Origin of the sequence: Pseudomonas sp. SDI (genome assembly GCF_003105155.1) — a bacterium.
In the GTDB taxonomy this organism is placed as follows: domain Bacteria; phylum Pseudomonadota; class Gammaproteobacteria; order Pseudomonadales; family Pseudomonadaceae; genus Aquipseudomonas.
Genome location: NZ_QETK01000006.1, coordinates 69543 through 93965, shown reverse-complemented (window position 1 = coordinate 93965; position 24423 = coordinate 69543). Strand labels below are relative to the sequence as shown.

Here is a 24423-nt window from a genome sequence, read left to right as displayed (position 1 = left end):
CTCAGCCTCCACGGGTCACGGAGATGCCCGTACACCACGCGGCCTGCGATTTCCCCGGGCGAATGTCGCTCCAGCCCGGCAGCTCGACCCGGCTGACCCCGGCAATGTGCAACTGGGCATCGATCGCCGAGCGCGCCACCTCCACGCCAAGCCGCCGCCGTGGATTAATCCAGGCTTGCAGACGGCGCTGGCATTCCAGCAGCGTCGCTTCGTTTTCCGGGCCGTTGCCGTTCATGTACAACGTGGCATCGATGCGGTAGGGCACTACTTCGGCGCGCTGTACGATCAGCCGGTCGGCCACCGGGCGGATGTTTTCGTCATTCAGATAGGCCGCGACTTCCGCGAGCAGTTCAGGGCTCGCGACGCCATTAGCGTCCATGCTCAGAACGGTCACATTGACCACCGCTGGCGACGGACTCTCGGCGGTCGCATCGGCGACCTGCCCTGAAGCATTGCGTGCATGCAGGATGTAGCTGTTGCGCGGTCCCGCCGTGGTCAAGCCTTCGTACACCAGTTGGACCCGCTCACGCAGGGCGTCGTCCTCTTCCAGCAGCGGTTGCAGCGGTGGCACGGCAGCAGGGTCCGCCGCTTGTACCACCAGACGCTTAAGCTGTACGTTGGCCGCCAACTGGTCGAGGTCGCTGCCTTGCGCATAGGCCAGCAGCAAGGCCTTGACCGCGTCGTTGACCCGCGCCCGGTTCAGCAGCTTGCGGTAAGCGCCAACTTCCAGCAACTTGCTGATAGGGTCGCTCTCCAGGGCCGCGTTCCAGTTATCGCCCATGTGCGCACGGAAGGCTGCCAGGTCCTGCTCGTACAGGGCCTCGAAGTCGAGGTCTTCCAGTAATTGCGGCGCGGGTAGCGCCGATAGATCAACGATACTCATGCCGTCACCTCGACGATCTGCCGGTCACCCAGGTACTGCCCGGTGAGCTGCAGGGTAATTTGTCCTCCGACTACCGCCGTCACCCGTACCCGCTCCAGTTTCAGACGCGGCTCCCAGCGTGACAGCGAGCGCGCCACCTCGGCCTGCACGGCGCTCTTCCAGCCATCGTTGACCGGTAGGTCGACGAAGCGGCGCAGGCTGCTGCCGTACTCCGGGCGCATGCGCCGACTGCCCAGCGGCGTGGCCAGAATGTCCTCGATGGACTGGCGCAGATGGGAGATGCCGGATAGCGGCAAGCCGCTGCGGCGATCCACTCCGATCATCGCGTTACTCCTTGTGGTGATGGCCAGGAGGCGTCCTGGCAGAAAAAAGGCCCACCGTGGTGAGCCTGGTCAGTGCTTGTGGTTCGGCGTGTTGCCGGCGGTGTCGATAATCTTGCCGCCGCCATTGATATCGCCGCTGACGCGCAGGTTGCCGTCGATCTGCACCGCACCGGTCAGGCTGATGCTGGCGGCGTTGGCGCTGATGGCGCTGTCGGTGAGCACTGCCGAACTGGCGCCGACCTTGATGCTAACGGTGCCGCTCGGTAACTCGATGCTGTAGCTGCGCGCCTGCCAGTCGTAGACCAGCGAGCCGCCATCGGCGAAGCGCCAGGTTTCGACATGGTCGCGGTTGTCCGGGGCGGCGCCGGCGTTGCCATACAGGCCGGTAACGAAGGTGCCCTGGGCCGGCTCGCCGCTGGGGCTGAGCAGCACGCCCTGCTCGCCCAACGTTGGCGAGCGCCAGTGCCGGGCCTGACCGGCCGCCTGGCTATGCCAGCGCACCCAGGCACTGGTCCAGCCGGCGCCATCGCTGACGCGGACGCGGGCTGCGGCAAGGTCGACGCCGACCACCCGGCAAGGAATCAGCAGCGCGGCAAGCATGCGGTCGTGGGCAGCGCTGGCGTAGTTCATACGAGGTCCTCCGGCTTGTGATAGTCGGCCTCATGGCCGGCACCGGTGTCGGGGCTGAGGCCGACCAGCAGCGACCCCGGCGGCTCGTCCGGCCATGGCCATTGCGCTTCGCCGAGGTACAGCGGCTGCTGCCACTGCACTTGCCAGGCCACATAGGGGCTGGGTTCGACGCTAACGACGGCGCTGGCCTGGACGTTGGCGCTGGCCTCGACAAAGCCCAGGCCCCAGAACTGCTTGCGCAGCAGCACGGTCAGTTGCGCCGCCAGTGTCGCGGCCTGCATTGACGCCTGGGTGGCATCGGCACCGACCAGTAGTCGAGCGACAAAGGTGGCCAGTACCGCGCAACGTCCATCGCCAGCGTCACGGCCCGACTGCAGGCCGCTCAGGCCGTGCAGCAGTGCCGGCAGTGGGATGTCCGCAGCCGGGCTGGCAAGGGCTTCGACGGTTGCCAACTGCGGCATGCCGGCCTTGAGGGTGGCACTGACGGCCGCGTGCAACTGGGTCAGTTCAATCACGACGTTCTCCCATGCAAGGGTGCCTTGCGGTCTATTCAGGGCGAAAAAAAACCCGCCGCAGGCGGGTTCTAGGTGGATACGGTGTTCAGGCTGTCTGCGGCTTGCGCTGGCGCAGCCAGACCACGCCACTGGAGATGAAACTGGCCAGGGACAGGCACACCAGGACGATCGCCATCATCAGGCCGTGCTGATTGCTTACGGCAACGGTGTGGGCCTTGATTGCCGGGGTATGCAGCACATAGCCTTGCGGGGTGAATACTTCACGCACCACCGGCCGTTCAGTGCCCTCGTCGATCGTTACATAGACCGGCGAATGCAGCGCAATGCCGGAGGCGGCGTAGTTGCTCTTGAAGGTATAGATACCCGAGGTGTGATACAGGCGCTTGCCGGGCAACGGGTATTTGATGGTGAAGGAAACCATGGAGCGGTCGGTCTTCCATTCACTGGGGCCACCAGTGACTTTGCCGAGCAAGGTCACACCGGTGTTTGCCGCTGGGGTTGGTGGGCTTTGCCAGCATAGGACCGGGATCAGGGTCATCACGGCCATGATCACCCCGAACCAGCGCAGGATTCGTAGCTGGAGCGCAAGCGGCTGGCTGCGGAGCATTTTGATCCAGGCAAGCATGTATGGTCCTGTCCTTGGGAAAGCCCGACACACTAGCATGAATCGAAGTGAGGCCATCGCCGGACAAGCCCGCTCCCACAAAGCACGCTCCGTCCCTGTGCGAGCGGGTTCGTCCCGCGATCCAGCGCAGGGCTGCCGCGCCTTTCTACCAGTTGTACGAGAACACCGTAAACGGCCCGTACTCAATCAAGCGGCGCACCGACTTCAGCGTCGGGGGATAGCCGAAGCGCGCCCACGCCGGCATCTCGGCGGCAATCGAGAAACTGCCGTTGGCCTGCACCCGTGCATACGCGGTCGGCTGCCCGGCAGTACCGGTCTGCCACAGCGGCACATTGTTCGCGCCATAGATCACGAAATTGCCGTCGCTTTGCATCACCGCGCGGGTCGCGCCCTTGTTCTGCGTCCAGCTCGCCCAGCGGGCCATTCGACACCACCAGGTTACCGACGGACTGGAAGATCAGCGTGGTACCGCCACACACGTAGCGCTTGTCGACCTCCAGCGTGTTACCGGCGGGAATCATGATTGCTGGCTGATCCGGGGTCACTGCAATAGCACTGTTGCTGGCCCAGCACACCGTAGAAGGGGGTTAAAGCGAACATATCGAGTACCTGTCATTGGCGTTACTGAAAGATGCTTCGGGTTGCTGCTATCTATCCGTTTGCGATTGGGTAATACCCAGGCGTTTCGCCGCCCAACGTTCGTACAGCCCGATGGCGACATCGGCGCCGGCCATCGCGGTCAGGCAGCCGAACGCACTGGCGGTCCAGATCGACATGCCGCTGGCGTACAGCAGCATCACCGCCGAAACCCCGCAGACCATGCAGGCCCCCGAGCGCAGCAGGAGCCGCCTGAACAGCCCCCAGCCACGGATGCCGGCCTTATCGGCCCGCCACATCTCGCCGCTGAGTCCGCCCAGCAACGCCAGGACGATCACCAACCAGATCGGCATATCCAGCAACGCCTGTTGCTCGTTAGTCACGGTCCTGTCTCCTTGTTGATCCCGCACAGCCAGGGGCTGGCAGGAGGTGCTTGAAAGCCGATTGCCCGGCATTCCAAAAAGCCCGGTCGCCCAGGCTTTTCAGTAATGCGTCGTCTACCGCCGGCCACGACTGGTGCGCCGTGCGGTTGCATTTCGAGTTGTTCCTCCGGCCGCGGCCGCCTGCCCGCCGGATAACTGCTTCTGGTGCTTTACGCTGCACACCCGGGTCAGTTGCCAACCCTCTGAACAGTTGAGGCCTGTTCATCGCTGCCTGTGTCGCCGCCGGTGTTCGTCCGGCTTGAGGCAGAGATTATGCATTGATGCATATGCAGTCAATGCATTTATGGAAATATTTATGCATTATATTTTGCGCATATGCATGAAAGCCTTGTGCTGACAGGGCTGGCGGGGGTTTCTCGGGGCGAAAAAAAACCCGCCGAGGCGGGCTTGGGGAGACGGGGCTGGGCTTAACGGGCGTACATGCCCCACCAGAACACATGGCCGAGGATGCTGATCTGCTCGTCCTGCATCTGCTGGAAGGTATAGTCCTCGTCGGGGTGCTCGTCGCGGTTGAAACTGCGCAGGCGAATGCCAGTGGGCAGCCGGTAAAGCTGCTTCACCCGCAGTTGACCGTTGTGATTGATGGCATAGAGGTCACCGTCGACGATGTCGCCGATGCCGCTCTTGCCGGCATTCACCCCGACGGTAGCGCCGTCGCGCAATACCGGCAGCATGCTGTTGCCGCGCACGGTCACGCATTTGGCCTGGTCGAACTGCACGCCGTTATGGCGCAGGCTGCGCTTGCCGAAGCGCAGGCTGGCCTTCTCACTTTCTTCGATGACGAATCGTCCTGATCCTGCTGCCAACTCGACCTCGCGAAGAAACGGAATGGACACCTCGTCTTCCTCGACGGGGGTGTCGTCATCCCACAGGCTGATGTCGCGCAGCTCGGCATGGCTATGGCCCGGACCGGCCTCGCGGCTGTCGCCAAGGTCGACCCGGCCGCGCAGTTGGTCGGTGCTCACGCCAAAGTATTCGGCGATCTTCGACACGTGCTTGTCCGAAGGATCGACGATCTTCTCGCTGAGAATCCGCGACAGGGTGGATTGCGGCACGCCGGTGCGCCGGTGAAGCTCCGTGGGGGAGATCCCGTGGCGATCGAGCAGTGCTCTTAAGACGGATGCTACGTTGCGCTTTTGCATAACGTGCATATTGACCAGCACCTGCGCAAAATGCAAACGGCAGATAGCTGCCTGTATAAAGGACAAGGACAAAAGGTCGCGACCCGGGCTTTGCGCTCGGCAGGCCAGGCAAAATCCCTGTACCATTGCCCGCTTGCCTTTGGTCTAAACGACTCGCGAGCCAAGTTTCTGCAATGACTGATCTTTCCGCACACACCCCGATGATGCAGCAGTACTGGAAGCTGAAAAACCAGCACCCGGACCAGCTGATGTTCTACCGCATGGGCGACTTCTACGAAATCTTCTACGAAGACGCGAAGAAAGCCGCAAAACTCCTGGATATCACCCTGACCGCCCGCGGGCAGTCGGCCGGCCAGTCGATCCCCATGTGTGGTATCCCTTTCCACGCGGCCGAGGGCTACCTGGCCAAGCTGGTGAAGCTGGGCGAATCGGTGGTGATCTGCGAACAGATCGGCGACCCGGCCACCAGCAAGGGCCCGGTCGAGCGCCAGGTGGTACGAATCATCACCCCCGGCACGGTCAGCGACGAAGCCCTGCTCGACGAGCGCCGCGACAACCTGATCGCTGCCGTGCTCGGCGACGAGCGCCTGTTTGGCCTGGCGGTGCTCGATATCACCAGCGGCAACTTCACCGTGCAGGAATTCAAGGGCTGGGAAAACCTGCTGGCCGAGCTTGAGCGCACCAACCCGGTCGAGCTGCTGATCCCCGACGACTGGCCACAAGGCCTGCCTGCCGAGAAACGTCGTGGCGCTCGCCGCCGCGCGCCGTGGGACTTCGACCGCGACAGCGCGCGCAAGAGCCTGTGCCAGCAGTTCGCCACCCAAGACCTGAAAGGCTTCGGCTGCGAGAAGCTGACCCTGGCCATCGGCGCCGCCGGCTGCCTGCTGGCCTACGCCAAGGAAACCCAGCGCACCGCCCTGCCGCACCTGCGCAGCCTCAAGCACGAGCGCCTGGACGACACCGTGGTGCTCGACGGCGCCAGCCGGCGCAACCTTGAGCTGGACGTAAACCTCGCCGGCGGCCGCGACAACACCCTGCAATCGGTGATCGACCGCTGCCAGACGGCCATGGGCAGCCGCCTGCTGACCCGCTGGCTGAACCGCCCGCTGCGCGACCTGAAAGTGTTGCAGGCGCGCCAGGGTTCGATCCGCTGCCTGCTCGACGGCTACCGCTTCGAAAAGCTCCAGCCACAGCTCAAGGACATTGGCGATATCGAGCGGATCCTCGCCCGGATCGGCCTGCGCAACGCCCGCCCGCGTGACTTGGCACGCCTGCGCGACGCCCTCGGCGCCCTGCCCGAGCTGCAAAACGCCATGGCCGAGCTGGAAGCGCCACACCTGGCACGACTGGCCGCCATCGCCGGCACCTACCCGGAGCTGGCCGACCTGCTGCTCAAAGCCATCGTTGACACGCCACCCGCGGTCATTCGCGATGGCGGTGTACTCAAGGCCGGCTACGACGCCGAGCTGGACGAGCTGCTGTCGATGAGCGAGAACGCCGGGCAGTTCCTGATCGATCTGGAAGCCCGCGAAAAAGCCCGCACGGGCCTGGCCAACCTCAAGGTCGGCTACAACCGTGTGCATGGCTACTTCATCGAACTGCCGAGCAAACAGGCCGAGCAGGCCCCGGCGGACTATATCCGCCGGCAGACGCTCAAAGGTGCCGAGCGCTTCATTACCCCGGAGCTGAAAACCTTCGAGGACAAGGCGCTGTCGGCCAAGAGCCGGGCCCTGGCGCGCGAAAAGATGCTCTACGACGCGCTGCTGGAAACCCTGATCGGCCATCTGGCACCGTTGCAGGACACAGCTGCCGCGCTGGCCGAGCTGGACGTGCTGAGCAACCTCGCCGAACGCGCACTGAACCTCGACCTGAACTGCCCACGCTTCGTCGACGAGCCGTGCATGCGCATCAGCCAGGGTCGTCACCCGGTGGTCGAACAGGTACTGACCACACCATTCGTGGCCAACGACCTGGCACTGGACGATAACACCCGTATGCTGGTGATCACCGGTCCGAACATGGGCGGTAAATCCACCTACATGCGCCAGACCGCACTGATCGTGCTGATGGCGCATATCGGCAGCTTCGTCCCGGCGGCCGCCTGCGAGCTGTCGCTGGTCGACCGTATCTTCACCCGGATCGGCTCCAGCGACGACCTGGCCGGCGGCCGTTCGACCTTCATGGTCGAGATGAGCGAAACCGCCAACATCCTGCACAACGCCAGCGACCGCAGCCTGGTACTGATGGACGAAGTCGGCCGCGGCACCAGCACTTTCGACGGCCTGTCGCTGGCCTGGGCCGCCGCCGAGCGCCTGGCCCAACTGCGCGCCTATACCCTGTTCGCCACCCACTACTTCGAACTGACCGTACTGCCGGAAAGCGAACCGCTGGTGGCCAACGTGCACCTGAATGCCACCGAACACAACGAGCGCATCGTGTTCCTGCACCATGTGCTGCCCGGCCCGGCCAGTCAGAGCTACGGCCTGGCCGTGGCCCAGTTGGCGGGTGTGCCAAGCCCGGTAATCCAGCGTGCCCGTGAGCACCTGGGCCGGCTGGAAACCGCCAGCCTGCCGCATGAAACAACACAGGCAACACCCGGTGCAGCAGCCGTTCCGCATCAGAGCGACCTGTTTGCCAGCCTGCCGCACCCGGTCATTGAAAAGATCGGCAAGCTCGACCTGGACAACATGACGCCGCGCCAAGCTATCGAAATGCTCTATACACTGAAGACTCTGTTATAACGCGGCCCCGTACAAGCTGGTAGAATCCCGCGCGGTTTGGTGTGGTGGCGAGTTATTAGCCTGGCTCACCACCCATTGACCAAACCGAGCGGCTCGTCTGGATGGGCCCGCTGCCGTCGCCTGAGGAGAAAATTAGAAATGACCTTCGTCGTCACCGACAACTGCATCAAGTGCAAGTACACCGACTGCGTAGAAGTCTGTCCGGTGGACTGCTTCTACGAAGGCCCGAACTTCCTGGTCATTCACCCGGATGAGTGCATCGACTGTGCACTGTGCGAGCCCGAGTGCCCTGCCGTGGCTATCTTCTCGGAAGACGAGATCCCGGCCGGCATGGAAAACTTCATCGAGTTGAATGCCGAGCTGGCGGAAATCTGGCCGAACATCACCGAGAAGAAAGATTCGCTGCCGGACGCCGCCGAATGGGATGGCAAGCCAGGCAAGATCGCCGATCTGGAGCGCTAAGCCCGGATCGACAAAAAAGGCCCTTCACCAGGCTGTGTGAAAACACACTGACAGGCCTTAGACCAAACGCCCCGACTTGTTCGGGGCGTTTGTTTTTGTGCTGAAAAAGGCTCTTCAGCCCATCAGTTGCATCATTTGCTTGGCACCCAAGGCACTGATCGCCCGCTTGAGGTAAGCGGTCACAGCGAGCGCCATTTCAGCTCGCGCGCCTTCGAGTTGTCGCAGCAGGAAGCGCCCGTTACCAAATAGCCATTGTTTGAGATTGCCAAACGGGTGCTCCACGATGGATCTACGCCGCTCCATCATTTCTGGATAAAGTCCTTGCGCTCGAACAATGTCTCTCCGCCTGGGTTAGAGGTTCGGTTTGGCGGCACGTACGCGGTAATGGAGGCTTCCAGACGCCGCGATGAACGAATGCGCTGAAAATATCCGTAGAGGTAGAGCTTGAGCTGATCGGCGGGGTCGTAGGCGGGGCGGCCAGTGGCCTTGGGCTGGGCTTTGTCGAAACCTAGCTGCACCAGATCCAGCCTGGCGGCATACAGGTCGATGACGCGAACAAGGTGATCCTCGGGAATCAGCTCTTCCAGCGAGACCGGGAACAAACTGGTCTGGCGCCGAGACTCTCCTTGGATATAGGCCATCACAAAAAATGCTCCGTATCTTCCGATACGGGGCATTTTCTTAAAGGGCCGAGCAGATTGCTCGGTTTTCACACAGTCTGTTCACGGGCCTTTTTTCATTTATTGCGGGCAAAAAAAAGGGGCGGTATAACCCGCCCACATTTTTTTCCGTAGTCCCTGTATTCCCTTTCATCATCCTGATGAATCGCGTCCTGCGATGTCCCTGGCCGTCATCCTTGATAGCCTGTGTCAGTCCGTAGACACAGTTCGAATACTAGCCGTTACCCGCAGCAGAGCAACTGACAAAAGCTCTCAAAAAAAGTCTGTCAGCTGTCAGCTATCGAAAATAAACTTCTTGTTTATCAATGAGATAAACAAAGTAAGACACTGAAAACGCCAACGATCTACTGCGCCTGGCTACCATCACTTACGCGACGAGTAAGCAATGGCTTACAGGGCGTGCCGAAGGCCCGAACAAAACCGCCAGCCGCCCAAACATGTACCTGCGGCAGAAACGAAAACGCCCCGAATCGGTCGGGGCGCCCTTCGCGGATGACGTCGTCAGCGCTTACTGAAACAACGACTCGCTGGACAGGCCGTTCTTCTCCAGGATCTCGCGCAAGCGCTTGAGCCCTTCCACCTGGATCTGGCGTACCCGTTCACGGGTCAGGCCGATCTCCAGGCCCACATCTTCAAGCGTACTGCTTTCATGCCCGCGCAGACCAAAGCGGCGGATCACCACTTCACGCTGCTTGTCGGTGAGCTCGCTGAGCCACTGGTCGATGCTCTGCGACAAGTCGTCGTCCTGCAGCAGTTCGCATGGATCGGTGGGACGATCATCGGTAAGCGTATCGAGCAGGGTTTTGTCGGAGTCCGGGCCGAGCGACACGTCCACCGAAGAGACTCGCTCGTTGAGCCCAAGCATACGCTTGACCTCGCCGACCGGCTTTTCCAAAAGGCTGGCGATTTCTTCCGGGGACGGTTCGTGATCGAGCTTCTGGGTCAGTTCGCGCGCTGCCCGCAGGTAAACGTTGAGCTCTTTGACCACGTGGATAGGCAGGCGGATGGTCCGGGTCTGGTTCATGATCGCCCGTTCGATGGTCTGCCGGATCCACCAGGTGGCGTAGGTAGAGAACCGGAAGCCGCGCTCAGGGTCGAATTTCTCGACTGCACGAATCAGGCCCAGGTTGCCTTCCTCGATCAAGTCCAGCAGAGACAGCCCACGGTTGACGTAACGGCGGGCGATCTTGACCACCAGCCGCAGGTTACTCTCGATCATGCGCTTGCGACCGGCCGGGTCTCCGCTTTGCGACAGGCGTGCAAAGTGGACCTCTTCCTCCGGCGACAGCAGGGGCGAAAAACCGATTTCATTGAGGTAAAGCTGTGTCGCATCAAGTGCACGCGTGTAATCGATGTACTTGTGCTGTTTGAGGGCTGTGCCCGTTTTAGCCCTGGTCCGAACCGGAGATACAGCAGGTTCGTCTGACACCACATCCGTTTCCAAAACGATGCCGGTCTCCATCAGGAGAACCTCATCGTCGATGTCAAACTCCGGCACTTCTTTACTGAGAGCCATTGTTATAGTCCTTTGCTGAGTTCGAACTCAGACTCGAGCGGCACCTTATTCCCTGGCAGCGCTTGAGCCTGTCCCCACTACGCGAAGGAACAGGCCGGGTACACGCTAAATCAACGACGTGGCAGGAATTGCAGCGGATCTACAGGTTTACCCTGACGGCGAATCTCGAAGTGAAGCTTCACCCGGTCGGTGCCCGTGGACCCCATTTCGGCAATTGTCTGCCCAACCTTGACCTGCTGTCCCTCCCGAACCAACAGCCTGCGGTTGTGACCGTAGGCACTGACGTAGGTATCGCTGTGCTTGATGATTACCAACTCGCCGTAGCCCCGCAAGCCACTTCCGGCGTAGACAACCGAACCATCAGATGCAGCAAAAACAGGCTGTCCCAAATCACCGGCGATATCAATGCCTTTATTCAAACTACCGTTTGAAGCAAATTTGCCGATCAGCACACCGTTGGCCGGCCAGGCCCAACCGCCTGCCGAGCGTTCCGAGGCCGGCACCTGGACCGGTGCAGCCGGCGTGACCGGAGCGGTCGCCACGCTATCACCGGCGCCCGATTTGGCCGGTGCCGGCGTGCCCGCCGGGCGCCGGGTGACGGTGGTCTTGCTTGAAGGCGAGGTCGAGGTGACCACCCGCGAGCCGCCACCATTGTCGGAGCCAAAACGAATGGTCTGCCCTGGACGAATGGTATACGGCGCACCGATACCGTTGCGCGCGGCCAGCTCCTTGTAATCCCAGCCATAGCGGAAGGCGATGGAGAACAGCGTATCGCCGGGGCGCACGACGTACTGCCCGGAGGTGACGACCGGGCGTTTAGCTGCGGCCGCGTTGTTGCGATCGACCACCCGGACACTGCTCGAAGACGAGCTGGTACAGCCCGATACCAGCGTGCCGAAGGCAAGTGCAATCACCAGAAGCCTGAAGCTCGATAGATCCATACGCTGCCGAATGATTGTGTGACTCACCCGCCGCTCCCTTAAAGGTGACCGAAAACAGAAATGCAATAATGTTGCAATTATAACCCTGCGCAAGCAATTTGCCGACGCATTGCAGGCATCAGTGATCGACGCGCTGCCTGGCACGCCAGATAGACCCGGCTTCAGGCCGAGAATTCGCCGCCGCGGAAAAAAAGTCCGCTCAGGCCAGCGGCCCGTTCAGCAGCGGTACAAAGCGTACCGCGCCAAGGGCCCGCCGCGAGAAGCCATGCTCTTCGCGCACGATCAGCAACAACTGCTGCGCCTCGCCGGCTGGCCCCACCGGAATGACCATGCGCCCGCCCGGGGCGAGCTGGTCGAGCAATGCCTGTGGCACCTCCGGCGCCACGGCAGTGACAATGATGCCGTTGTACGGCGCCAGCGCCGGCCAACCTTCGCAACCGTCGCCCCAGCGGAACACCACATTACGCAGGTTGAGCTCGAGCAGGCGCTCCTTGGCACGGTCCTGCAGGACCTTGATCCGCTCCACCGAGAATACCCGTTCGACCAGTTGCGCCAGCACCGCGGTCTGGTAGCCCGAACCGGTACCGATCTCCAGCACCTTGTCCAGCGGACCATCCTCAAGCAGTACTTCGCTCATGTGCGCCACCATGAACGGCTGGGAAATGGTCTGGTTGTGCCCGATCGGCAGCGCGGTGTCCTCGTAGGCCCGATGCGCCAGCGCTTCGTCGACGAACAGATGCCGAGGGGTACGACGCAGCACATCGAGCACCTGCGGATTCGATACCCCCTCTTCGCACAGGCGCTGAATCAGCCGCTCGCGGGTACGCTGCGAGGTCATGCCGATGCCCCGGCGCATCAAGTCGTCCTGCTCGCGCATCAGAGCAGCCCCTCCAGCCAGCCATCGAGGCTTTCGAAGGCATCGTTGAAGGTGCGGTCGAGCTGCAGCGGGGTGATCGACACGTAGCCTTGCATCACTGCATGGAAGTCGGTACCCGGACCGCCGTCCTCGGCATCGCCGGCCACCGCAATCCAGTAGCCTTCCTTGCCGCGCGGGTTGACCACCTTGGTCGGCGCCGCAGCGCGGGCCCGGTGGCCCAGGCGGGTCAGCTGGATGCCACGGATGTGCTCCAGCGGCAGGTTCGGGATGTTCACGTTGAGCACGGTGCGCGCGGGCAATTGCAGACGCTCGTGCGCCTCGACCAGCTTGCGCGCGATGTAGGCGGCAGTCGGCAGGTTGTCCGGCAGTCGCGACAGCAGCGAGAAGGCAAACGAGGTGCCACCGAGGAAACGCCCTTCGAGGGCCGCCGCAACGGTGCCGGAATACAGCACGTCATCGCCCAGGTTGGCCCCCAGGTTGATACCCGACACCACCAGGTCCGGGGTGTGCTCCAGCAGGCCGTTCAGGCCCAGGTGGACACAGTCGGTCGGCGTGCCGTTGAGGCTGATGAAGCCGTTGGCCAGGGTCGTCGGATGCAAGGGCCGATCGAGCGTCAGCGAACTGCTGGCGCCGCTCTTGTCTTGATCCGGGGCGATCACCACACACTCGGCATAATCCGCCAGCGCGCTGTGCAGCGCGGCGAGGCCGGGGGCAGTGACCCCGTCGTCGTTCGAAATCAGAATACGCATGGGCTGTCCGTCTGCCCTACCGGCACCAGATCGACAAGTTCGCGCACAACCACGGTGGCGAAGCATCCGGCCGGCAGGACGAATTCCAGTTGCAGGATATCAGGCTCGGGATAATGCCACGTCAGACCGCCAATGGGCAGCCGCAGAATGCGACGTTCCTGATTGAGGTTGGCTCGCGCCAACCATTGGCACAGCGCCTGCTCCTGTTCGCCCAGTCGCTGCTCGATCGCGCCGGGCTCGGCACTGGTGGCCAGCGCCCCGTCGCCCCACAGCGGGCCGGTCGGATGCAGGTCGAGAATCGCCAGGCGCGGGTCACTGCATTCGGCCTCGCCGGCCGGGAAGAAACTACGGCTTTCAGTGAACGACAACAGGTCGCCGACCCGCGCCTGGTTCCAACTGCCATCGGCCACACGCGCGGCCAGAGCCTGGTTGAAGATGAAGCTGCGCGCGGTGGAAAGCAGCCGCGAGCGGACGTTGCGTTGTTCCGGCAGAGCCTGGCGCTGCGCCCACTGCCGGGCGTCGTGCAGGTTGCCGCCAGCGTGACCGAAGCGCTGGCTGCCGAAGTAGTTCGGCACGCCCTGGCTACGCAGGATTTCCAAGCGCGCATTGAGCGCGGCGTGATCGGCATTGAGCGCAGTCAGGCGCAGGGTGAAACCGTTGGCCGAGTGCGCACCACGCTGCAGTTTGCGGCTGTGGCGGGTGACCTTGAGGATGCTCAGGGTTTCGTTCTCGGCAGCGCTCAGGTCCGGGTCGGCCTTGCCCGGCAGGTGCAGGCTGAACCACTGGCGGGTAAGCGCCTGGCGATCCTTGAGCCCGGCATAGCTGACCGTGCGCAGCGGCACGCCGGCGGCCTTGGCCAGGCGGCGGGCGGCCTCCTCGGTGTTGAGTTCGCGTTTTTCCACCCACAGCCAGAGGTGTTCGCCCTGGCCGGAGAGGGGGATGTCGAGCACTTCGTCGACCTGGAAGTCTTCGGCCACCGCCTTGAGCACGGCGCTCCCCAGGGATGGGCCCGATGCGCGTGGGCCGAGCAGTTCGAGTTCGGTCATGCGGCAAGCAACAAGGCGACGGCGTGGACGGCGATGCCTTCTTCACGGCCGGTGAAGCCGAGTTTTTCGGTGGTGGTGGCCTTGACGTTGACCTGGTCGAGTTCGACCTGCAGGTCCTCGGCGATCAGCTGGCGCATGGTCTCGATATGCGGGGCCATTTTCGGGGCCTGGGCGACGATGGTGGCGTCGATGTTAGCGACTTTCCAGCCTTTGCCCTGGACGATCTTGACCACGTGACGCAGCAGCACACGGCTGTCGGCGCCCTTGAATTGCGGGTCGGTGTCGGGGAAGTGCTTGCCGATGTCGCCCAGTGCAGCGGCGCCGAGCAGCGCATCGCTCAAGGCGTGCAACAGCACGTCGCCATCGGAATGGGCCAACAGGCCGAATGTGTGCGCAATGCGCACCCCACCCAAGGTGATGAAATCGCCGTCCGCGAAGCGGTGCACATCGTAGCCGTGGCCAATACGCATGAGATAAAACGCCCTGATTGAGACAGGGCGTGATTCTACCTGAAAAGCAAAGGCATCGCGGGACGAGCCCGCGATGCGCTTAGCCGTTACTCAAAGCCTCGGCGTGATGGCGCAAATGCTCGTCGATGAAGCTGGCAATGAAGTAATAGCTGTGGTCATACCCAGGCTGCATCCGCAGCGTCAACGGGTAGCCCGCCTGCTGCGCAGCCTGGACCAGCACTTGCGGCTTCAACTGTCCCTCAAGGAAATCATCGCGATCGCCCTGGTCGATCAGCAGCGGCAACTGCTCCTGGGCCTGAGCAATCAGCACGCTGGCGTCCCACTCGCACCAGCGCGAACGCTCCTCCCCAAGGTAACGGGAAAACGCCTTCTGTCCCCACGGGCAATCCATCGGGTTGCTGATCGGGGCGAACGCCGACACCGAGCGATAACGCCCCGGATTGCGTAGCGCACAGACCAACGCACCATGCCCGCCCATCGAATGACCGCTGATCGCGCGCGCCGTCGAGGCCGGAAAATGTGCCTCGACCAACGCTGGCAACTCGCTCACCACATAGTCATGCATGCGGTAATGCTCGGCCCACGGCGACTCGCTGGCATTCAGGTAGAAGCCGGCGCCCTGGCCAAAGTCCCAGGCGCCGTCCGGGTCACCCGGCACCTGCGACCCACGCGGGCTGGTATCGGGGGCAACGATGATCAGGCCAAGCTCGGCGGCCAGCTTGTGCGCACCGGCCTTCTGCATGAAGTTCTCGTCGGTGCAGGTCAGCCCGCTCAGCCAGTACAGCACCGGCAACGTACCGCCCTGCTCTGCCTGCGGCGGCAGGTAGACGGCGAACACCATGTCGCACCCGAGCACCGCAGAGCGATGCCGGTAACGCTTGTGCCAGCCGCCAAAACTCTTCTGGCAGGAGATGTTTTCCAGGCTCATGTCACACCTCAGAAGTGGATCACGCTGCGGATGCTCTTGCCTTCATGCATCAGGTCGAAGGCCTTGTTGATGTCTTCCAGGCCCATGGTATGGGTGATGAACGTATCCAGCGGGATCTCACCGGTTTCGGCCATCTCGACGTAGCTTGGCAGCTCGCTGCGCCCGCGCACGCCACCGAATGCCGAACCGCGCCAGACGCGCCCGGTTACCAGTTGGAACGGTCGGGTGGCAATTTCCTGGCCAGCCCCGGCCACGCCGATGATCACCGATTCGCCCCAGCCCTTGTGGCAGCACTCGAGTGCCGCGCGCATCAGTTGCACGTTGCCGACACATTCGAAGGAAAAGTCCACGCCGCCGTCGGTCAGGTCGACGATCACCTCCTGGATCGGCCGGTCGTAGTCCTTCGGATTCACGCAGTCGGTGGCCCCCAGCTGGCGAGCGATCTCGAATTTTTCCGGGTTGATGTCCACGGCAATGATCCGCCCCGCCTTGGCCTTGACCGCACCGATGATCGCCGACAGGCCGATGCCGCCCAGGCCGAAGACGGCCACGGTGTCGCCAGGCTTGACCTTGGCGGTGTTCAGCACCGCGCCAATGCCGGTGGTGACGCCGCAACCGAGCAGGCAGACCTTCTCCAGCGGCGCCTCCTTCTGGATCTTGGCCACCGAGATTTCCGGCAGCACGGTGTACTCGGAGAAGGTCGAGGTGCCCATGTAATGGAACAACTGCTGGCCCTTGTAGGAGAACCGGGTGGTGCCGTCCGGCATCAGGCCCTTGCCCTGGGTGGCGCGGATCGCCTGGCAGAGGTTGGTCTTGCCGGAACGGCAGAATTTGCACTGGCCGCATTCCGGGGTGTACAGCGGAATCACGTGGTCGCCGACGGCCACCGAGGTCACGCCCTCGCCGATGGCTTCGACGATCGCGCCGCCTTCATGGCCGAGGATCGACGGGAAGATGCCTTCCGGGTCGGCGCCGGACAGGGTGTAGGCGTCGGTGTGGCAAACGCCGCTCGCCACCACGCGCAAGAGCACTTCGCCAGCCTTGGGCATGGCCACGTCGACTTCGACGATCTCCAGCGGTTTTTTGGCCTCGAAGGCTACAGCGGCACGGGACTTGATCATCAAGGTTCTCCAACAAGGGGTCAGTTCAAGGGCTGAAGTGTAATTCATCGCCTTTTGATGAATAATCAGGCCAAAGACAAAACTTTATTGCTACACAGGGATAATCGATGAGCAATCGCTGGGAAGGCATCGACGAGTTTGTCGCGGTGGCCGAGTCGGGCCAGTTCACCGCAGCTGCCGAGCGCCTGGGGCTGTCGTCGTCGCACATCAGCCGTCAGGTGGCGCGGCTGGAAGAGCGCCTGCAAACCCGCCTGCTCTATCGCAGCACGCGGCGGGTGACCCTGAGCGAGGCCGGGCAGACCTTTCTGCAGCATTGCCAGCGCCTGCAGGACGGCCGCGAGGAAGCCTTGCGCGCGATGAGCGATCTGACCAGCGAGCCCAAGGGGCTGCTGCGCATGACCTGCGCGGTGGCCTACGGCGAACGCTTCATCGTGCCGTTGGTAACGCGCTTCATGGCGCAGTATCCGCAGTTGCGGGTGGACATCGAACTGAGCAACCGCACCCTGGACTTGCTGCATGAAGGTATGGACCTGGCGATTCGCCTGGGACGCCTGCAGGAATCGCGGCTGGTCGCGGCACGGCTGGCACCACGGCGGATGTACTTGTGTGCGTCGCCGGCGTACCTGGAGCGTTATGGGCGGCCGCACAGCCTGTCGGAACTGGCCCGGCACAACTGCCTGATCGGCAGTTCGGATGTCTGGCAACTGCAGCAGGACGGCCGCGAGATTGCCCAGCGGGTGCAGGGCAACTGGCGCTGCAACAGCGGGCAGGCGGTGCTGGATGCGGCGTTACAGGGCATGGGGTTGTGCCAGTTGCCGGATTACTACGTGCTGGAACACCTGGGCAGCGGCGCGCTGGTGTCGCTGCTGGAGGCGCATCAACCGCCGAACACTGCAGTGTGGGCGCTGTATCCGCAACAGCGGCACTTGTCGCCGAAGGTGCGCAAGCTGGTGGATTATCTGCGCGAGGGCTTGGGGAATCTGCCCGAGTATCGCGGTGGTTGAATGAGCATCGCGGGACGAGCCCGCGATGAGGCTCTCACGTTCAGCCGCGTTTGGCCCAGCGCTGGCGCAACCACTCCAGGTCTTCGGGCCGCGTCACCTTGATGTTGTCGCTGCGCCCCTCGATCAAGCGTGGCGCCTGCCCAGCCCATTCCAGTGCCGACGCTTCGTCGGTGATGGCTACATCGGCCACCAAGCTATCGGCCAGCGCCCGGTGCAACGCGCCCAGACGGAACATCTGCGGGGTATACGCCTGCCACACCGTGCTGCGATCGATGGTGCTGCTGACCCGGCCATTGGCGTCGGCACGCTTGAGCGTGTCACGCGCCGGCACCGCCAACAGGCCTCCAACCGGATCGTCGGCCAGTTCACCGAGCAAACGGTCGAGATCGGCCCGCGCCAGGTTAGGTCGCGCCGCATCATGCACCAGTACCCAGTCGCCGTCCGCCGCACCCTGCGCATGCAGCAGCAACAAGGCATTGAGCACCGAGTCGGCCCGTTCGCGGCCACCGGCCGCACGTTGAATACGCGGATCGCTGGCGCAGGCCAGGCCCGGCCAATAAGGATCGTCAGCGGCAACGCTGACCACCACCCCCTTCAAGCAGGGATGGTCGAGAAAACAGTCGAGGCTATGCTCGAGAATCGTCCGCCCGCCCAATTGCAGATACTGCTTGGGCCGGTCGGCTGCCATGCGGGCACCAACACCCGCAGCGGGAATCACTGCCCAGAAGGCCGGTAGCGACTGCATCATTGGGCCAACTGGTAGAGGGTTTCACCCTCCTTGACCATACCCAGCTCGTGGCGAGCCCGTTCTTCGACGGTTTCCATACCTTTCTTCAACTCCAGCACTTCGGCATCGAGCACGCGATTACGCTCCAGCAAACGCTCGTTTTCGGCGTGCTGTTCGGCAATCTGCTGTTTCAGCTCGGTGACTTGGGCCAGACTGCCATTACCGACCCAGAGGCGGTATTGCAGGCCACCCAGCAACAAGAGCAAGACGAGGAACAACCAATAAGGACTGCGCATCAGGGTATCCAGTGGAAAAAGACCGCCATGTGCAAGGCGCTGATGGCACGAAGCCTGGCCGAAGCCAGGCTTTGTGGGACAAGCACTTGCAGCGAGAGTTTAGCCAACGATCAGCAGGACCGATCGGCGTCACTCCGCGGTCTTTTTACCATCTCTCGCTTAGCCGCGAAACTCGGCACGACCGCGGTAAACCGCCTTGGCGCCCAGTTGCTCTTCGATACGCAGCAGCTGGTTGTACTTGGAGACGCGGTCGGAACGGCACAGCGAGCCGGTCTTGATCTGACCCGCCGAGGTACCCACGGCCAGGTCGGCAATGGTGGAGTCTTCGGTTTCGCCCGAACGGTGCGAAATCACCGCAGTGTAACCGGCCGCCTTGGCCATCTGGATGGCTTCCAGGGTTTCGGTCAGCGAGCCGATCTGGTTGAACTTGATCAGGATCGAGTTGGCGATCTTCTTGTCGATGCCTTCTTTCAGGATCTTGGTGTTGGTCACGAACAGGTCGTCGCCGACCAGTTGCACCTTCTCGCCGATCTTGTCGGTAAGGATCTTCCAGCCAGCCCAGTCGGACTCGTCCAGGCCGTCTTCGATAGAGATGATCGGGAAGCGCTCGGTCAGGCCTTTGAGGTACTCGGCGAAACCTTCGGCGTCGAACGACTTGCCTTCGCCGGACAGGTTGTACTTGCCGCCTTCGAAGAACTCGCTGGCGGCGCAGTCCAGGGCCAGGGTCACGTCGGTGCCTAGCTTGTAACCAGCATTGGCGACTGCTTCGGCGATGGCCGACAGCGCGTCTTCGTTGGACGCCAGGTTAGGCGCGAAACCACCTTCGTCGCCCACGGCGGTGTTCAGGCCACGGGCCTTGAGCACTGCTTTGAGGTGATGGAAGATCTCGGTGCCCATGCGCAGCGCGTCGGAGAAGGTCTTGGCGCCAACCGGCTGAACCATGAACTCCTGGATGTCGACGTTGTTATCGGCGTGCTCGCCACCGTTGATGATGTTCATCATCGGAACCGGCATCGAGTACTGGCCTGGGGTGCCATTGAGGTTGGCAATGTGTGCGTACAGCGGCAGGTCCTGATCCTGGGCAGCAGCCTTGGCCGCAGCCAGGGACACAGCGAGGATGGCGTTGGCGCCCAGCTTGGCCTTGTTCTCGGTACCGTCCAGTTCGATCATGGCGCGGTCGAGGGCTTTCTGGTCCAGCGGGTCCTTGCCCAGCAGCAGGTCGCGGATCGGCCCGTTGATGTTGGCAACGGCTTTCAGCACGCCCTTGCCCATGTAACGGCTCTTGTCGCCATCACGCAGCTCAAGTGCTTCACGCGAGCCGGTGGAAGCACCGGACGGCGCGCACGCGCTGCCGATGATGCCGTTGTCGAGCAGTACGTCCGCTTCCACGGTGGGGTTGCCACGCGAATCGAGAACTTCACGACCTTTGATGTCGACGATTTTTGCCATTGTTGTAAGCACTCCAGAATTGACGAAAACAACGCAGCTGAGAAAAAACCGGGTCCGTCGTCAGGCAGTAAAACGCAGGCAGGCCTGACGCGGACAAGCCCCTGACCTTGCGGTCAGGGATTGAACGAGCGGTACTTTACCGGAGAAATGAGCGTTACGCGGTTTCTACCGTCGGAAAACCTTTAACCAGGTCGTCCAGTTGCTTGAGCTGGGCCAGGAATGGCTCCAGTTTGTCCAGGCGCAAAGCGCACGGACCGTCGCACTTGGCGTTGTCCGGGTCCGGATGCGCCTCAAGGAACAGCCCGGCCAGGCCCTGGCTCAGACCGGCCTTGGCCAGGTCGGTGACCTGGGCCCGGCGACCACCGGCGGAATCGGCGCGGCCACCCGGCATCTGCAGGGCATGGGTCACGTCGAAGAACACCGGGTACTCGAACTGCTTCATGATGCCGAAGCCGAGCATGTCCACTACCAGGTTGTTGTAACCGAAGCTGGAACCACGCTCGCAGAGGATCAGTTGATCGTTACCGGCTTCTTCGCACTTGGTCAGGATGTGTTTCATTTCCTGCGGTGCGAGGAACTGCGCCTTCTTGATGTTGATCACTGCGCCGGTCTTGGCCATCGCCACCACCAGGTCGGTCTGGCGCGAAAGGAAGGCCGGCAGCTGGATGATGTCGCAGACGTCCGCCACGGCTTGCGCCTGGTGTGGCTCGTGGACGTCGGTGATCACCGGCACGTTGAAGGTGCGCTTGATCTCTTCGAAGATCTTCATCCCCTCTTCCAGGCCTGGGCCACGGTAGGAGTTGATCGACGAACGGTTGGCCTTGTCGAAGCTGGCCTTGAACACGTAAGGGATACCCAGTTTCTGGGTAACCCGCACGTACTCTTCACAGACCTTCATGGCCAGGTCACGGGATTCCAGCACGTTCATGCCGCCGAACAGGACGAACGGCTTGTCGTTGGCGATCTCGATGTTACCGACGCGAATGATCTTCTGGGTCATGGATCAGGCCTTGTTCTTTTGAGCCAGTGCCGCCTTGACGAAGCCGCTGAACAGCGGATGACCGTCACGCGGGGTGGAGGTGAACTCCGGGTGGAACTGGCAAGCGACGAACCATGGGTGATCCTTGGACTCGACCACTTCAACCAGCGCACCGTCGCCGGAACGACCGGAAACCTTCAGGCCGGCCTCGACCAGTTGCGGCAGCAGGTTGTTGTTCACTTCGTAGCGGTGACGGTGACGCTCGACGATCACGTCCTTGGCGTAGCAATCGTGCACTTTGGAGCCGGCTTCCAGCTGGCATTCCTGTGCGCCCAGGCGCATGGTGCCGCCCAGGTCGGACGCCTCGGTACGGGTTTCGACAGCGCCGGTGGCGTCTTCCCACTCGGTGATCAGGCCGACGACCGGGTGAGCGCTGTTGCGATCGAACTCGGTGGAGTTGGCGTCTTTCCAGCCCATGACGTTACGGGCGAATTCGATGACCGCCACTTGCATGCCCAGGCAGATCCCCAGGTACGGCACCTTGTTTTCGCGAGCGTACTGCACAGCCGTGATCTTGCCTTCCACGCCGCGCAGACCGAAGCCGCCCGGGACCAGGATGGCGTCGACGCCGTCGAGCAGGCCAGTGCCCTGGTTCTCGATGTCTTCGGAGTCGATGTAGCGCAGGTTGACCTTGGTGCGGTTCTGGATGCCGGCATGGCTCATCGCTTCGATCAGCGACTTGTAGGCGTCCAGCAGTTCCATGTACTTGCCGACCATCGCGATGGTGACTTCGTGCTCTGGGTGGAGCTTGGCGTCGACGACCTTTTCCCACTCGGACAGGTCAGCACCGTTGCATTGCAGGCCGAAGCGCTCGACGACGAAGTCGTCCAGGCCCTGGGCGTGCAGTACGGCCGGGATCTTGTAGATGGTATCGACGTCTTCCAGGGAGATCACCGCACGCTCTTCAACGTTGGTGAACAGGGCGATCTTGCGACGCGAGGAAACGTCGACCGGGTGGTCGGAACGGCAGATCAGCACGTCCGGCTGCAGGCCAATGGAGCGCAGCTCCTTGACCGAGTGCTGGGTCGGCTTGGTTTTGGTTTCGCCTGCGGTAGCGATGTACGGCACCAGGGTCAGGTGCATCAGCATGGCGCGCTTGGAGCCCACTTCAACACGCAGCTGGCGGATAGCTTCGAGGAACGGTTGCGACTCGATGTCACCCACGGTACCGCCGATTTCCACCAGGGCCACGTCGGCATCGCCGGCACCCTTGATGATGCGGCGCTTGATTTCGTCGGTGATGTGCGGAATGACCTGGATGGTCGCGCCCAGGTAATCACCACGGCGCTCTTTGCGCAGCACGTGCTCGTAGATACGGCCGGTGGTGAAGTTGTTGTTCTGGGTCATGGTCGTGCGGATGAACCGCTCGTAGTGGCCCAGGTCCAGGTCGGTTTCGGCGCCGTCGTGGGTGACGAACACTTCACCGTGCTGGAACGGGCTCATGGTGCCCGGGTCGACGTTGATGTACGGGTCCAGCTTGAGCATGGTGACCTTGAGCCCCCGCGCCTCCAGGATGGCCGCCAATGAAGCCGAGGCAATGCCTTTCCCCAATGAAGAAACAACACCGCCCGTGACGAATATGTAGCGCGTCATGAAAAACCCTAGAAGTCTGCGTTAAAGCGGTCTGCGCCGCCGGGGAAAGCGAAGGAAGGCCGAAGCCCCCGATCACCTGCGTCAATCACAGTGCTACTTAAAAAACTGCCGCGCCTGGACAGACCGGGGGTTGAAAACCCGGTACGGAGCTCGCTACACATTTTTAGAATCGCCCAGCAAAAAACTGCTTGGTAATCGGCAACTGCTGTGGTTCGAAGTGAGCTCACAGAAGCTGTATCAAGAAGGGAGCGTAGTCTACCCGAATGTCCCTTTCATCTCAAACCTTGCTCGCTCGTCGGCGCATACCATTGCAATTGCCAGTCGCCGACGGACAGTTCTGGCAGGTTGGCGACCGCCAGCAGTCGGTCGCCCTGGAACAGCAAAGGCAGGCGTGCGCGGGCAAACAACGGCAGCTGTTGCTCGTTGAGCAGGCGCTTCAGGTCGCGGCGGCCACGCCCGGGCAAATCGAGGATTTCGCCGCCGCGCCGGTAGCGGATCTGCAACGGCCCCTGCGGCAACGTGCCGCTGAGTTCGACCCGGCCGTTGCCGCTCAGCGCCAGCGCTTGCGCCGGTGCAAGCCAGGGCTGGACTGCCGGTGGTGTTTGCAGCCAGGCGCCGCTGAGCCAGTACACGCGCTCGCCGCAGCGGTGCAGTTCGCCGTCGGTCAGCCGCCACACTGGCCGGCCGTCGCCGGCGGCGTCACGCAGGTCGTCCCAACCCGACCAGTGGCGCGTGTCCGGCAGCCGCGTGCGAGCCGCCAGCCAGTATTGCAGGGCGTTGCGCTGGCGCGCCGGGGACAGCTGGCGTAACGCAGCCAGTTGCAGCGACGGCAGTTGCAACCATGGCCATTGGTCGAGGGGTTGCGCCAGGGCAAGGTCCTGCGCGGCCAGTTCGTCGAGCAGGGCCTGGGCTTCGCCCAGGTGCGCCGCACTGCGGGCCAGGCTGCGCGCAGCTTGCGGCCAGCGCTGGAGCAGCGCCGGCAGCACCTGATGGCGCAAGTAATTGCGCGAGAACTGCGTGTCGCGGTTGGACGGGTCTTCGATCCAGTCGAGGCCGTGGACCTGGGCATAGGCCTGGAGATCGTTGCGGGGGGTGTCGAGCAGGGGCCGCAGCAGCACGCCCGGCCCCAATGGCCGCGACTCCGGCATGGCCGTCAGGCCACGCAGGCCGGCACCGCGCAACAGCCGCAGGAGCAGGGTTTCGGCCTGGTCTTCGCGGTGCTGGCCGGTCAGCAGCACTTCACCTGGGCCCAGCGCGGCACCGAAGGCAGCGTAGCGGGCGTCGCGAGCCGCCTGTTCGAGGCTGGCGCTGTCGGCAACCTGTACCGCGATGACCTGGAGCGGGATCCCTAGCTGTGCGCAGAGGTGCTGGCAATGGGCTGGCCAGGCGTCGGCGGCAGCTTGCAGGCCGTGATGGACATGCAGGGCGCGCAGTGGCGGCAAGGAATGCTGGCGGGACAGTTCGGCCAACTGGTGCAGCAGGACGGTAGAGTCGAGGCCACCGGAGAGGGCGATGCACCAGGACGGAGCCTGCTGCCAGGGGGTAAGACGCGAGAAGAGTTGTTGCGTAAGGTCAGTCATGGGAGCACCTGGCGAGGGCTTTGCCCTCTATCGCTGGCAACACCAG

Annotated in this window: 25 protein-coding genes and 1 pseudogene; 3 read left to right on the top strand and 23 right to left on the bottom strand. The window is 62.8% G+C overall.

The annotated features are described in order from the left end of the window. Nucleotide 1: 1 nt before the first annotated feature. From DCO48_RS05585 to DCO48_RS05550, 8 genes are all read right to left on the bottom strand, one after another. A complete protein-coding gene (locus DCO48_RS05585; protein WP_116549623.1) occupies nucleotides 2-883 on the bottom strand; it encodes a baseplate J/gp47 family protein in 882 nt (293 codons plus the stop codon). Continuing rightward, the gene (locus DCO48_RS05580; RefSeq protein WP_116549622.1) at nucleotides 880-1206 is read right to left on the bottom strand and encodes a GPW/gp25 family protein; all 327 of its coding nucleotides are present in this window, start codon (nucleotides 1204-1206) and stop codon (nucleotides 880-882) included. Before DCO48_RS05580 ends, DCO48_RS05585 begins: the two co-directional genes overlap by 4 nt. Nucleotides 1207-1275: 69 nt before the next feature. Next, complete coding sequence (locus DCO48_RS05575) at nucleotides 1276-1836, bottom strand: phage baseplate assembly protein V (protein ID WP_116549621.1); 561 nt, start codon at nucleotides 1834-1836, stop codon at nucleotides 1276-1278. Beyond that, nucleotides 1833-2351 (bottom strand): hypothetical protein, encoded by a 519-nt coding sequence (locus tag DCO48_RS05570; RefSeq protein WP_116549620.1) that lies wholly within the window; start codon nucleotides 2349-2351, stop codon nucleotides 1833-1835. Before DCO48_RS05570 ends, DCO48_RS05575 begins: the two co-directional genes overlap by 4 nt. 85 nt (nucleotides 2352-2436) lie before the next feature. Further along, a complete protein-coding gene (locus tag DCO48_RS05565) occupies nucleotides 2437-2976 on the bottom strand; it encodes a hypothetical protein (protein ID WP_116549619.1) in 540 nt (179 codons plus the stop codon). Between the two features lie 145 nt (nucleotides 2977-3121). Then, the gene (locus tag DCO48_RS05560) at nucleotides 3122-3400 is read right to left on the bottom strand and encodes a hypothetical protein (protein WP_165840734.1); all 279 of its coding nucleotides are present in this window, start codon (nucleotides 3398-3400) and stop codon (nucleotides 3122-3124) included. 223 nt (nucleotides 3401-3623) lie between these two features. Beyond that, on the bottom strand, nucleotides 3624-3956 hold the full coding sequence (locus tag DCO48_RS05555; RefSeq protein WP_116549618.1) for a phage holin family protein: 333 nt from the start codon (nucleotides 3954-3956) through the stop codon (nucleotides 3624-3626). A 467-nt stretch (nucleotides 3957-4423) separates the two neighbouring features. Continuing rightward, complete coding sequence (locus DCO48_RS05550; RefSeq protein WP_116549719.1) at nucleotides 4424-5158, bottom strand: XRE family transcriptional regulator; 735 nt, start codon at nucleotides 5156-5158, stop codon at nucleotides 4424-4426. 173 nt (nucleotides 5159-5331) lie between these two features. Between DCO48_RS05550 and mutS the strand changes: the two genes are divergently transcribed. Beyond that, a complete protein-coding gene (gene mutS, locus DCO48_RS05545) occupies nucleotides 5332-7899 on the top strand; it encodes a DNA mismatch repair protein MutS (RefSeq protein ID WP_116549617.1) in 2568 nt (855 codons plus the stop codon). 138 nt (nucleotides 7900-8037) lie between these two features. Then, nucleotides 8038-8361 (top strand): ferredoxin FdxA, encoded by a 324-nt coding sequence (gene fdxA, locus DCO48_RS05540; protein ID WP_116549616.1) that lies wholly within the window; start codon nucleotides 8038-8040, stop codon nucleotides 8359-8361. A 114-nt stretch (nucleotides 8362-8475) separates the two neighbouring features. On the opposite strand, the pseudogene DCO48_RS05535 reads toward fdxA, so the two are convergent. The 9 genes and pseudogenes from DCO48_RS05535 to DCO48_RS05495 all read right to left on the bottom strand — a co-directional run bounded on the left by DCO48_RS05535 (nucleotide 8476) and on the right by DCO48_RS05495 (nucleotide 16689). Next, nucleotides 8476-9002: pseudogene (locus DCO48_RS05535) on the bottom strand (transposase). Between the two features lie 547 nt (nucleotides 9003-9549). Next, nucleotides 9550-10557 (bottom strand): RNA polymerase sigma factor RpoS, encoded by a 1008-nt coding sequence (rpoS, locus tag DCO48_RS05530; RefSeq protein ID WP_116549615.1) that lies wholly within the window; start codon nucleotides 10555-10557, stop codon nucleotides 9550-9552. A gap of 110 nt (nucleotides 10558-10667) precedes the next feature. Further along, complete coding sequence (locus tag DCO48_RS05525) at nucleotides 10668-11525, bottom strand: peptidoglycan DD-metalloendopeptidase family protein (protein ID WP_116549614.1); 858 nt, start codon at nucleotides 11523-11525, stop codon at nucleotides 10668-10670. A 172-nt stretch (nucleotides 11526-11697) separates the two neighbouring features. Then, nucleotides 11698-12336 (bottom strand): protein-L-isoaspartate(D-aspartate) O-methyltransferase, encoded by a 639-nt coding sequence (locus DCO48_RS05520; protein ID WP_165840735.1) that lies wholly within the window; start codon nucleotides 12334-12336, stop codon nucleotides 11698-11700. Between the two features lie 38 nt (nucleotides 12337-12374). Then, nucleotides 12375-13124: a 5'/3'-nucleotidase SurE gene (surE, locus tag DCO48_RS05515; RefSeq protein WP_116549612.1), complete on the bottom strand. Its 750-nt coding sequence runs from the start codon at nucleotides 13122-13124 to the stop codon at nucleotides 12375-12377. Beyond that, nucleotides 13112-14170: a tRNA pseudouridine(13) synthase TruD gene (truD, locus tag DCO48_RS05510; RefSeq protein ID WP_116549611.1), complete on the bottom strand. Its 1059-nt coding sequence runs from the start codon at nucleotides 14168-14170 to the stop codon at nucleotides 13112-13114. Before truD ends, surE begins: the two co-directional genes overlap by 13 nt. Then, nucleotides 14167-14640 (bottom strand): 2-C-methyl-D-erythritol 2,4-cyclodiphosphate synthase, encoded by a 474-nt coding sequence (gene ispF / locus DCO48_RS05505; protein WP_116549610.1) that lies wholly within the window; start codon nucleotides 14638-14640, stop codon nucleotides 14167-14169. The genes truD and ispF overlap by 4 nt, the downstream gene beginning before the upstream one ends. Nucleotides 14641-14719: 79 nt before the next feature. Then, complete coding sequence (gene fghA, locus DCO48_RS05500; protein ID WP_116549609.1) at nucleotides 14720-15568, bottom strand: S-formylglutathione hydrolase; 849 nt, start codon at nucleotides 15566-15568, stop codon at nucleotides 14720-14722. Nucleotides 15569-15576: 8 nt separating this feature from the next. Next, entirely contained in the window at nucleotides 15577-16689 is a 1113-nt protein-coding gene (locus DCO48_RS05495; RefSeq protein WP_116549608.1) for an S-(hydroxymethyl)glutathione dehydrogenase/class III alcohol dehydrogenase, read from the bottom strand. A gap of 107 nt (nucleotides 16690-16796) precedes the next feature. On the opposite strand from DCO48_RS05495, the gene DCO48_RS05490 reads away from it, so the two are divergent. Then, nucleotides 16797-17693, top strand: a complete 897-nt coding sequence (locus tag DCO48_RS05490) for a LysR substrate-binding domain-containing protein (protein ID WP_116549607.1) — start codon at nucleotides 16797-16799, stop codon at nucleotides 17691-17693. 40 nt (nucleotides 17694-17733) lie between these two features. Here DCO48_RS05490 and ispD read toward each other — a convergent pair whose 3' ends face one another. The 6 genes from ispD to tilS all read right to left on the bottom strand — a co-directional run bounded on the left by ispD (nucleotide 17734) and on the right by tilS (nucleotide 24377). Next, a complete protein-coding gene (gene ispD / locus DCO48_RS05485) occupies nucleotides 17734-18441 on the bottom strand; it encodes a 2-C-methyl-D-erythritol 4-phosphate cytidylyltransferase (protein WP_116549606.1) in 708 nt (235 codons plus the stop codon). Further along, nucleotides 18438-18716: a cell division protein FtsB gene (gene ftsB / locus DCO48_RS05480; RefSeq protein WP_116549605.1), complete on the bottom strand. Its 279-nt coding sequence runs from the start codon at nucleotides 18714-18716 to the stop codon at nucleotides 18438-18440. Before ftsB ends, ispD begins: the two co-directional genes overlap by 4 nt. Before the next feature lie 159 nt (nucleotides 18717-18875). Further along, nucleotides 18876-20165 (bottom strand): phosphopyruvate hydratase, encoded by a 1290-nt coding sequence (gene eno, locus DCO48_RS05475; RefSeq protein WP_116549604.1) that lies wholly within the window; start codon nucleotides 20163-20165, stop codon nucleotides 18876-18878. A 154-nt stretch (nucleotides 20166-20319) separates the two neighbouring features. Then, entirely contained in the window at nucleotides 20320-21165 is an 846-nt protein-coding gene (gene kdsA, locus DCO48_RS05470; RefSeq protein ID WP_116549603.1) for a 3-deoxy-8-phosphooctulonate synthase, read from the bottom strand. A gap of 3 nt (nucleotides 21166-21168) precedes the next feature. Continuing rightward, complete coding sequence (locus tag DCO48_RS05465) at nucleotides 21169-22797, bottom strand: CTP synthase (RefSeq protein WP_116549602.1); 1629 nt, start codon at nucleotides 22795-22797, stop codon at nucleotides 21169-21171. A 272-nt stretch (nucleotides 22798-23069) separates the two neighbouring features. After that, nucleotides 23070-24377 (bottom strand): tRNA lysidine(34) synthetase TilS, encoded by a 1308-nt coding sequence (tilS, locus tag DCO48_RS05460; RefSeq protein WP_116549601.1) that lies wholly within the window; start codon nucleotides 24375-24377, stop codon nucleotides 23070-23072. Between the last annotated feature and the right edge of the window lie 46 nt (nucleotides 24378-24423).

What these genes read in the sequence shown, in the direction of transcription:
- DCO48_RS05585 (WP_116549623.1), bottom strand. Translation starts at nt 883, where the DNA reads ATGAGTATCGTTGATCTATCGGCGCTACCCGCGCCGCAATTACTGGAA.
- DCO48_RS05580 (WP_116549622.1), bottom strand. Translation starts at nt 1,206, where the DNA reads ATGATCGGAGTGGATCGCCGCAGCGGCTTGCCGCTATCCGGCATCTCC.
- DCO48_RS05575 (WP_116549621.1), bottom strand. Translation starts at nt 1,836, where the DNA reads ATGAACTACGCCAGCGCTGCCCACGACCGCATGCTTGCCGCGCTGCTG.
- DCO48_RS05565 (WP_116549619.1), bottom strand. Translation starts at nt 2,976, where the DNA reads ATGCTTGCCTGGATCAAAATGCTCCGCAGCCAGCCGCTTGCGCTCCAG.
- DCO48_RS05560 (WP_165840734.1), bottom strand. Translation starts at nt 3,400, where the DNA reads ATGGCCCGCTGGGCGAGCTGGACGCAGAACAAGGGCGCGACCCGCGCG.
- DCO48_RS05550 (WP_116549719.1), bottom strand. Translation starts at nt 5,158, where the DNA reads ATGCAAAAGCGCAACGTAGCATCCGTCTTAAGAGCACTGCTCGATCGC.
- mutS (WP_116549617.1), top strand. Translation starts at nt 5,332, where the DNA reads ATGACTGATCTTTCCGCACACACCCCGATGATGCAGCAGTACTGGAAG.
- fdxA (WP_116549616.1), top strand. Translation starts at nt 8,038, where the DNA reads ATGACCTTCGTCGTCACCGACAACTGCATCAAGTGCAAGTACACCGAC.
- rpoS (WP_116549615.1), bottom strand. Translation starts at nt 10,557, where the DNA reads ATGGCTCTCAGTAAAGAAGTGCCGGAGTTTGACATCGACGATGAGGTT.
- DCO48_RS05520 (WP_165840735.1), bottom strand. Translation starts at nt 12,336, where the DNA reads ATGACCTCGCAGCGTACCCGCGAGCGGCTGATTCAGCGCCTGTGCGAA.
- surE (WP_116549612.1), bottom strand. Translation starts at nt 13,124, where the DNA reads ATGCGTATTCTGATTTCGAACGACGACGGGGTCACTGCCCCCGGCCTC.
- truD (WP_116549611.1), bottom strand. Translation starts at nt 14,170, where the DNA reads ATGACCGAACTCGAACTGCTCGGCCCACGCGCATCGGGCCCATCCCTG.
- ispF (WP_116549610.1), bottom strand. Translation starts at nt 14,640, where the DNA reads ATGCGTATTGGCCACGGCTACGATGTGCACCGCTTCGCGGACGGCGAT.
- fghA (WP_116549609.1), bottom strand. Translation starts at nt 15,568, where the DNA reads ATGAGCCTGGAAAACATCTCCTGCCAGAAGAGTTTTGGCGGCTGGCAC.
- DCO48_RS05495 (WP_116549608.1), bottom strand. Translation starts at nt 16,689, where the DNA reads ATGATCAAGTCCCGTGCCGCTGTAGCCTTCGAGGCCAAAAAACCGCTG.
- DCO48_RS05490 (WP_116549607.1), top strand. Translation starts at nt 16,797, where the DNA reads ATGAGCAATCGCTGGGAAGGCATCGACGAGTTTGTCGCGGTGGCCGAG.
- ispD (WP_116549606.1), bottom strand. Translation starts at nt 18,441, where the DNA reads ATGATGCAGTCGCTACCGGCCTTCTGGGCAGTGATTCCCGCTGCGGGT.
- ftsB (WP_116549605.1), bottom strand. Translation starts at nt 18,716, where the DNA reads ATGCGCAGTCCTTATTGGTTGTTCCTCGTCTTGCTCTTGTTGCTGGGT.
- eno (WP_116549604.1), bottom strand. Translation starts at nt 20,165, where the DNA reads ATGGCAAAAATCGTCGACATCAAAGGTCGTGAAGTTCTCGATTCGCGT.
- kdsA (WP_116549603.1), bottom strand. Translation starts at nt 21,165, where the DNA reads ATGACCCAGAAGATCATTCGCGTCGGTAACATCGAGATCGCCAACGAC.
- DCO48_RS05465 (WP_116549602.1), bottom strand. Translation starts at nt 22,797, where the DNA reads ATGACGCGCTACATATTCGTCACGGGCGGTGTTGTTTCTTCATTGGGG.
- tilS (WP_116549601.1), bottom strand. Translation starts at nt 24,377, where the DNA reads ATGACTGACCTTACGCAACAACTCTTCTCGCGTCTTACCCCCTGGCAG.